The sequence below is a fragment of the Bradyrhizobium sp. NAS80.1 genome (assembly GCF_001908205.1).
In the GTDB taxonomy this organism is placed as follows: domain Bacteria; phylum Pseudomonadota; class Alphaproteobacteria; order Rhizobiales; family Xanthobacteraceae; genus Bradyrhizobium.
The window spans coordinates 1-6,804 of the sequence record NZ_LGHL01000248.1 but is presented as its reverse complement, the minus strand read 5'-3'; the positions used below and the strand labels follow the sequence as shown (position 1 = coordinate 6,804).

The window sequence follows — 6,804 nt, the reverse complement described above, 5'->3', positions numbered from 1 at the left end:
CCGAACTGCAGGATGACGGCTCACTCGAAGGGGAGATTTGTCTCCTCAACGGCGACAACATCCCGTTCATCGCGCGCCGTTCCAAGACTTCTTCAACAGCCTGCTAGAGCCGTCGGCGGCGGGACCGTCTCGGAACGACAGCAGGCGGGGTTGAGCGGTGACGAAGTCGGGCGGCCTCCAGGAGCCTTCGCCAGCCAGACTCAAGATCTCGGAGGCAGACTCAAAATTGGTCGAACCAGACTCAATATCGAGCACACCTCTAGCCGAGCCGCCGCGAGATATTATAAGCGGCGCTGGCGGCCGCCTAAATGGCGGTATCCAGCGAGGCGGTCATGTCCTTCATCGGAAGAAACGGCACCGTCAGTACGGCGGTCGTCTCGCCGTGGAAATCGCGGATCGGAAGGGAGATGTTCGTCACACCGGCGACAACGAGCGATGGCCGGATGTCGCAGCCTTGGCGCAGGACAGATTCAATATATGAGTTCACCGTTGTCATATCTTCGTCTGCCGTGAGCATGCTCGCAACGGCTTCGAGCACACTGCGGCGACGGTACGGCGCGAGCCCCGCGAGCAGCACAAGTCCCGAACTGGTCTGATGCGCCGGAAACCGCGCACCCGGCGAGACCGAATATCGCATTGCCAGCGGTGAATCGACCTGGCAAACGATCGCAACCTCGGCCCGGTCCGCCAGGCCGCATGGGACGCTTCAGCTGCCAGCCTCGATTGAAAGGGGATTGCGAACTGTAAAACGATTTGGCAGACCTTTGTGGTCCACCGATGGGATGCACGTCCATGTCGAAACCGAACGGGGACGACCGACACAGACACGACCTGCTGCAGACCATTTTGAAAGGCCACTTCGCCTCGGACGACGCCGAGCTGATCGCAAGCATCAAGGCCGCAGCCGAATTCATCGACCTGCCGTCGGGCGGCGTCCTGTTCCACCAGGGCGAGCACAGTGACGATGTCTATTTCGTGCTGTCGGGCCGATTGCTGGCGCTGGCGGAAGCCAACGGCGAAAGCAAAATACTCGGCGAAATCAGCCGCGGCGAAACCGTCGGTGAGCTTGCCCTGTTCACCGGCGAACCACGCTCCGCTTCCATCGTCGCCTTGCGCAATTCATCGGTCGTCAAAGTGACGCGGCAGATCGTCGAACGGGCGCTCGCCAAATCCCCGCAGGTCGCGCTGCAGATGACGAGAATCGTCATCGATCGGTTTCGACGGTCGGAACGAGAGCGTCAGGCCCCGACCGTTCCTGTCAATATCTGCGTTCTTGCCGTCTCGCCTGGCGTCGACGCCGCGGCTTTGGCTGGACGCTTGCGAGCCGCGGGGCGGGACAGCGCAGCCACGAGGATCGTGGGTCCCGATGACATCCGCCGGCAATTCGGCACGGATGCCGCAAGCGCAGTCCGCCAAAATCATGACGCGATCGCTCATCACATCGACGGGATCGAGGCCGCGAGCAAGGCGGTTTATCTCGTTGCCGACCCATGCGAGTCCGCCTGGACGCAGTTTTGTCTGCAGAACTGCGACGAAATCTTGCTGGTCGGGGATGGCCGCCAGGACCCGGGCCTTTCAAGCGTGGAAAGCCACTGTCTCGCGGGCGAGACGCCGGTCTCGATCGCGCGGCAGACGCTCGTCCTTCTGCACGGCCTCGAGACCAAAAGCCCGACCGGCACCGCGCAATGGCTGAAAAACAGGCGCATCTCGAGGCATTTCCACATCCGGCCGGAACTTGCGCGCGACATGCGCCGGTTGGCGCGGATCATATCGGGCAACGGTGTCGGCCTCGTACTGGCGGGGGGGTGGGGCGCGCGGCTTTGCCCATGTCGGCGTCATGAAGGCCTTGGAGGAGGCGGGCATCGAAGCCGATTTTGTCGGAGGCACATCGATCGGCGCCATCATGGGGACCTGCCTCGCGCTCGATCTGCCGGCGGAGCGGATTTCTACCGCCGTCCACAAGGCTTTTCTGCTTCATCCAAAGGGCAACATCACCGGCGACTACAATTTCATTCCACTGGTGTCGCTGATCAAGGGCAAGCGCACCCGCGAGGCGATGGCCCAGGCCATCGAGAACGCAACTGGTGCCAATATCGACGCGGAGGACACCTGGAAGACGTTCTTCGTCATTGCCTCCGATTTTTCCACCAACGGCGAGGTCGTTCTCGACAAAGGAAATCTCGCGCGAAATGTGATCGCGAGCTATGCCGTTCCCGGTGCGCTGCCGCCGGTGTTTATCGGCGGACACCTGATGTTCGACGGTGGCATGTTCAATAATTTTCCCGTCGACGTGATGGCGCGGCTCGGCGCCCGGCAGATCATCGGTGTCGACCTCATGATCGAGGATGGCCGGGTGTTCGATATCGATCAGATACCGGGCACCATCGCGCATCTTCGTGACAAACTCCGGTCGTGGGACATGCAGCGCTACCGCCTGCCGACAGTGCCTGAAACAATGCTGAACTCGTCCTTCATCAGTTCGGTCTCGAAACAGAAGGCGATGCGAAAATTCGTCGATCTTCTGTTTCAGCCGCGCATCGAACAAGTCGGACTGCTGCAATGGAAGCGATACGACGAGGTTGTCGCGGCGGGATACAATCACGCCAAGCAAGTGCTCGCGGCGGAATCCGAGGACAAGCTGAGAGCGTTCCGGTAGCAGCCTGGCGTGTATCCATCAACAAAGTGCTTTATCCGGCAACACTCAGGCCAAGTTTGAAGCGAGCGTCCGCTTGGTCGATCCTGCGATTTTGCGACGCAGGGTGGCGAGTGCGCACAAGCCGCCGGCGGGACTATTCCCGCCGAGGTGCTCAAGCGCGCCGTACCCTTTATCAACGCGTCCCCTAACGGCGGTCGTAGGGCGGAAGCTAGCCTTGCGGTTCACGTTTGCCCTCCGGCAGAAGCAACCCCAACTGGTGAGCGCGCCGTCTGATGGAGGCTGTGTGGCGTCCTAGCTGCTTCGCGATCGCTGGCGCACTCGTCTTCAGGTGCGCGAGATCGATCAAGAGCTTGATCTCGTCCTCAGTCCAAACACGCGGCTTTGCGGGCGCCATTGATCATCGCTCGCTCGGGAGATCGAACCTAAATGAATTGCATGGACGATTCGGGCGCTACGAAGACGATGTTGAAGAAAGGCGGATGAGGTACCCTGTGTGTTTCTACTCACGCCGCAACGATGCATCACTCCAAGCCGCAACATGTTATCGTTCGTCCCAGCCAAGGCTTGACGTTACGTCACGCCGTTCCGGGCAGGGCCTACGCAGCGCCTCGGCCTCCTATCCATGACTGCGGCGTCCCTAGCTACAATGATCCGTCCAAGTTTGGCGGTATGTGAGGCCCGAAAGGGGAAGTCCGCATCACGCGCTCCGTTGGGCCGCACCCGCGCGCGGCGGTGACGGCATGCCCCAACACGCCTGATCACCTAGCTCTTCCTCGGGTGACAAATGATCTGTTGGATGCTGTTGAACGGCGCCACGAGAGGCCTAGCTTTTGCGTGGTCCGTGTGATCGTTCCCAGCGATGAAATCCCTCCCAACGGTGTAGGGCGGGTACATGGTGCATGCGTTCTGCACACCGAACACAATCGTCAACGACTCGCAGTCCTCTACTAGCTTCGAGAGGTGGCCTTCCAGCGTATGCGGGTCGATCTCTGACATGAGGTTGTCCCTTAGTTGCACTTAATGTGCAGCTTAATTTGACCGGTATGAAGGATTTTGGTTTCGATACCAGCAAGAAAAAGGTCCGCGTTCAGACCACTGCCACACCAAGGGCATTATCATCGATGGTCAGACAGTCCTAGCGACGGCGAAGAAGCCGGCGGCCAGGTCGCAGCGGAAGTCGGCCTAGAAGCTCGATATGGCAGTGGCACCGGGCAAGTCGGAGTGGTCGTCCCCCAAAAGAGAGCGTCCCGGAGGGGAACCCTGAGGCTCCAGCGCAACGGGCGGCTGCCCGAGCCTAATGCCCAGGGTGGCCACAGCGCGGCCTAAGGATGGCCTCTAGGGTCCAGAGCAGAGGGCGGCCACCTAGTCTCGGATGCCCCTGATCGATCGCTGGATCGTGAGGCGATAGGCGACGAGGGTGCGTCCGTCGAGCTTCTCCAACACCGTGCCACAGGCGGGACAGCGGTACTCGCCCTTGGTGCCTTCCTTGAACGGCAACTCAAGACGCCGAAAGCTCGCCCCACACTCCGAGCACGTTACATCGCCCTTCTTCATGGTCGCCCCGTAGGAGCCGCTGGAGGCGTAGAGGCTGTGCAGTGCGCGGCCGAAGGCGCAGAACGCCGTGGCCGAAGCGAACTCAAGTCTCGCGCCTGACCGTCGCATTTGCTTTCGCATTGGTGTGCACATCGGCGACGTGATGGTGCGCGCTGGCGACCTCTTCGGCGACGGCGTGAACATAGCCGCGCGGCTACAGTCGATTGCAAAGCCAGGAGCCGTGTGCATCTCTGGTGCGACGTACGATCAGGTACGCAAGGTCTTGCCGATGACCTTCGCGGACCTTGGTGTTCAGCAGGTGAAGAACATTCAAGAGCCAATCCGGGCCTACGAGGTGGGTGGGCCTTGTGAAATGCGTGAGGTTGCTCCTGCGTTTATTGCTGAGGCTGAGAGCCCGCCTCCGCTGCCCGACAAGTCTTCCATTGCGGTGCTCCCGTTCCAGAACATGAGCGGCGATCCCGAGCAGGAGTATTTCGCCGATGGTGTCGCTGAAGACGTGCTGACCACATTATCGAAAATCCAAGAGCTGATGGTCATAGCTCGCAATTCAAGCTTCGTATTCAAACGTCAGACAAGGGACATACGCGAAATCGGGCGAACACTTGGCGTCCGGTATGTGCTGGAAGGAAGGGTGCGGAAGGCCGGCAACCGAGTGAGATTGGCAGCACAGTTGATCGACAGCGTGAACGGCAGCCATGTCTGGGCTGACCGTTTCGAGGGCGACCTCGACGACGTGTTTGAGCTTCAGGACCGGATCACGCAAGACATCGTCGCCGCGCTCGAAATTCAGTTGACGCTTGGTGAAGACGTGCGCGTGTGGCGCAAACGCTCTGGCACCCCGTTGGTGTACGAGCATTTTACTAAGGGGCGAACCTTATACGTCAACTTCGCCAAGCACACTCATGCACAAGCGCGCATTGAGTTAGAACGAGCATTCGCGATCAATCCTACTTTTGCACCGGCGATTGGCCTGTCGGGGTTCGTGTTGACTGACCAGGTTCGTTTTGGTTGGGAAACAGGCGAGGCGACAACTTACGAAGCGGCGCTGGAGCGCGCGGCTCGCGCTCTGGCAGTCGATCCGGGCAGCGTTGAAGGACATGTGGCGCTTGGTTATACGCGCCTGTTTCAACGGCGCCACGATGAGGCCGTGGGTGCGGGAGAGAAGGCGATTGCCCACTCTCTCAGCAGTGCGGGGGCCTATCACATGGCCGGTATGTTTCACGGCTATGCTGGGGATCTCCGAAAAGCTGCCCAGTATGAAGAGCACGCGCAGCGGCTCAGCCCGCTTAGTCGCAATGAATCGAGGGTCGACGAGGCGCGGTGGAGATTTCACCTCGGCGATTTTGTGACTGCACGAGACATTGCCTCCCGTGTCTTGGCCGAGAAGCCACGCTGGCTGACAGCGCAAACAACTCTTGCTGCGGCGCTTTGGAAGCTCGGCAGTGAGGATGAGGCGCAAGTCACGGTAAGGAAAATACTAGCCAACCACCCCAATTTGACCGCCAGTCGCTGGGCGCAGGGATTGCCTTACCGCCACCAGAAGGACCTCGACGCACTAATGTCGCCACTGCGCCTCGCCGGGTTGCCCGAATGAGCCCCGATGTATCGCCTCGCTCCCTGTGGCGAACACGCGGCCCGTTTCTGCTCGGCAAGCGCTCGCAGCGAAGCCGCCTAGCTTTGAAGCCGAGGGGCGACCAAGTCCAGCGCCGTAGGTCCCTCCAGGGGGACCCAAATCAAACAGGCGGCCGGCGAGGCGCTGCCGCGACACTTCCCATCAGGCCCCTGTTTGCTCCTAGGCCCGCGCTAGAATGTTCGCGACGCTCTGGGCGTACCATTGCCCACCCCGCGCCAGCGCACGGGCGGCGCGCGCTCGCGGGCTCGCGAGGCTATCAAAGGAAAGTGGTCGACGCCAAACGGCTCAACACGCGCTTGACCGTGACCCGCGTGCTGCCCACGCGGCCTACCGAAGTTGATTTTCGCGAATCCGGGCGCATATTCACGGTATGCCCCACTTGAGTACTTGTCAGGGGATCCTGCGGCGGCTGATCGCCAAGGGAGACCCAAACGCAATTCCACTGGCTGAGAGGGCCATCAACGAGTACCTGGAAGTTACGCCCTCGGGCGCTCGCAAGAGCGGCCTCAGGCTTATCCAGCAAGACGTTCTGGTCCAGTATAATGCTGTGGTTGGCGTGCAGCGTTCCTTCGCTGAATCCGTAAATGCCTACATCGAAACGAAACTCGCGGAAGAGTAAGGCCACCTCAGTTGGCGGCCTCGCGAGGATTGTCCCTTGCCATTATGCCGCGGGCCGCGATGGAACCAGCGCGGCGAACTGACGGTTGATTAGCGTGTAAACCTTCCAATGGAGGGTGTCATGGTGAACTGGATGGAGAACTGGACGAACGCAAAACTGTGCGACGTCGCAAACCTGATCCTTGGCGCGATTCTGTTCGTTTCGCCCTGGATGTTCGGCTTCGACGCCGGAACGGTCTCCACCAACGCCCATATCACCGGCATCGCCATCGCGATCCTCGCAATCGCGGCGCTGGCGGCATTCGCGGTGTGGGAGGAGTGGCTTAACCTCGTCGTCGGTTTG

At 60.6% G+C, this 6,804-nt stretch carries 7 protein-coding genes and 1 pseudogene; 4 read left to right on the top strand and 4 right to left on the bottom strand.

Features of this window, described 5'->3' with window-relative positions; all coding sequences use genetic code 11:
- Positions 1 to 304: 304 nt before the first annotated feature.
- Positions 305 to 691 (bottom strand): IclR family transcriptional regulator domain-containing protein, encoded by a 387-nt coding sequence (locus AC629_RS39950; RefSeq protein WP_502693100.1) that lies wholly within the window; start codon positions 689 to 691, stop codon positions 305 to 307.
- 86 nt (positions 692 to 777) lie between these two features.
- Between AC629_RS39950 and AC629_RS50820 the strand changes: the two are divergent.
- Positions 778 to 1,692 (top strand): annotated as a pseudogene (locus AC629_RS50820) (Crp/Fnr family transcriptional regulator); the annotation flags it as partial.
- Here AC629_RS50820 and AC629_RS49450 read toward each other — a convergent pair.
- Entirely contained in the window at positions 1,576 to 1,905 is a 330-nt protein-coding gene (locus AC629_RS49450; RefSeq protein WP_245332151.1) for a hypothetical protein, read from the bottom strand. The pseudogene AC629_RS50820 and the gene AC629_RS49450 overlap by 117 nt on opposite strands.
- Here AC629_RS49450 and AC629_RS49445 point away from each other — a divergent pair.
- The gene (locus AC629_RS49445; protein WP_245332150.1) at positions 1,838 to 2,656 is read left to right on the top strand and encodes a patatin-like phospholipase family protein; all 819 of its coding nucleotides are present in this window, start codon (positions 1,838 to 1,840) and stop codon (positions 2,654 to 2,656) included. The two genes, AC629_RS49450 and AC629_RS49445, sit on opposite strands and share 68 nt — an antisense overlap.
- Before the next feature lie 762 nt (positions 2,657 to 3,418).
- On the opposite strand, the gene AC629_RS39935 is transcribed toward AC629_RS49445, so the two are convergent.
- Positions 3,419 to 3,652: a hypothetical protein gene (locus tag AC629_RS39935; protein WP_143199810.1), complete on the bottom strand. Its 234-nt coding sequence runs from the start codon at positions 3,650 to 3,652 to the stop codon at positions 3,419 to 3,421.
- Positions 3,653 to 4,018: 366 nt separating this feature from the next.
- Complete coding sequence (locus tag AC629_RS49440; RefSeq protein WP_245332149.1) at positions 4,019 to 4,318, bottom strand: TFIIB-type zinc ribbon-containing protein; 300 nt, start codon at positions 4,316 to 4,318, stop codon at positions 4,019 to 4,021.
- 16 nt (positions 4,319 to 4,334) lie between these two features.
- Between AC629_RS49440 and AC629_RS39925 the strand changes: the two genes are divergently transcribed.
- Together AC629_RS39925 and AC629_RS39915 are read left to right on the top strand one after the other, a co-directional pair.
- Entirely contained in the window at positions 4,335 to 5,804 is a 1,470-nt protein-coding gene (locus AC629_RS39925; protein ID WP_245332148.1) for an adenylate/guanylate cyclase domain-containing protein, read from the top strand.
- 778 nt (positions 5,805 to 6,582) lie between these two features.
- Positions 6,583 to 6,804, top strand: a 222-nt coding sequence (locus tag AC629_RS39915; protein ID WP_502693099.1) for an SPW repeat domain-containing protein, incomplete at its 3' end; no start/stop codon positions are given.

What these genes read in the sequence shown, in the direction of transcription:
- AC629_RS49445 (WP_245332150.1), top strand. Translation starts at nt 1,838, where the DNA reads ATGAAGGCCTTGGAGGAGGCGGGCATCGAAGCCGATTTTGTCGGAGGC.
- AC629_RS49450 (WP_245332151.1), bottom strand. Translation starts at nt 1,905, where the DNA reads ATGATGGCGCCGATCGATGTGCCTCCGACAAAATCGGCTTCGATGCCC.
- AC629_RS39935 (WP_143199810.1), bottom strand. Translation starts at nt 3,652, where the DNA reads ATGTCAGAGATCGACCCGCATACGCTGGAAGGCCACCTCTCGAAGCTA.
- AC629_RS49440 (WP_245332149.1), bottom strand. Translation starts at nt 4,318, where the DNA reads ATGCGACGGTCAGGCGCGAGACTTGAGTTCGCTTCGGCCACGGCGTTC.